This is a genomic window from Streptococcus sp. HMSC070B10, from assembly GCF_001808665.1.
In the GTDB taxonomy this organism is placed as follows: domain Bacteria; phylum Bacillota; class Bacilli; order Lactobacillales; family Streptococcaceae; genus Streptococcus.
On record NZ_KV794159.1, the window covers coordinates 1 to 922 of the forward strand.

The 922-nt window shown below is 39.3% G+C and carries 1 protein-coding gene; it reads right to left on the bottom strand.

Annotation, left to right across the window (positions count from 1 at the left end; genetic code table 11):
* Positions 1-637, bottom strand: a 637-nt coding sequence (locus HMPREF2613_RS04895) for a zonular occludens toxin domain-containing protein (protein WP_261673966.1), incomplete at its 3' end; no start/stop codon positions are given.
* Between the last annotated feature and the right edge of the window lie 285 nt (positions 638-922).

The following is a 922-nucleotide window of genomic DNA, read 5'->3' on the forward strand; positions in this document are numbered from 1 at the left end:
TCGATTGGACGAAACTTCTGCGCCATAATCGACGTAGCTTCATTTTTGCTTCAGGGCGTTCACAAACTGCGTTGTAATCTTCCGCATCGAAAGCTCTTGTAAAAGTCCACCGTCCGGCAATCGTTCGACACTCGACAACCTCAAATGTCTGCTCTCTTAACTGCTTCACTACACGTGTAAAGACCTGACTTGTACCGACAATTTTAATACGCTGTTTCCGTTGCTGAGTAATCTCTGCCAGCAAGCCTTCAGGAAATTTTTGCCAAGCGCTTGAGTTATATTCATTTTGTATCTCATCGATGGCAAATATAACTCCTTTTAGGCCGTTTCTCAGCTCGAAAAGCTGTTGCCAGCTATTCATAGGCACATCCTCATGAACATAGCCGAAATTGGTACAAATAATCGCTTCAGGATACTTCTTTCTCATGCGTTCAAGATATTCAGTCATAGCCATTGTTTTTCCGCCACCCTGACGACCACAATACAAGGTTAAACCGTATTCTCTAAATTCTTTGCCGTTCTTAATGCGATGATATAAATCATAAGACAAAGCGCCTATAAAGCTAAAAATCTTCAAATATGCAGGCTTTTCCGAAAGCACCTCAAATTGCTTTCCTCGAATACCTTTTTTTCTCATAAACAATAACCAATGCTAAACAGATAAAACGGGCGCCCGCAAATGCGGGCTTTCCGTTTTATCCTGCCTACCCTTTCTTATTTTTTTAATTAATAAACGGTATTCGATGTATAAGCCAATTTATACATTTCGTACCGAAAAGCGAAACATAAAAAGTAGATATCAACCCTATACAGATAAAAATATCTCTAAAAGGCACAAATGGCGATGCCTCATATAAAATATTAGATACCGCATTTAACGCTGATACAAAATTATTGACGAACTCAAATGACGGAAATAAGC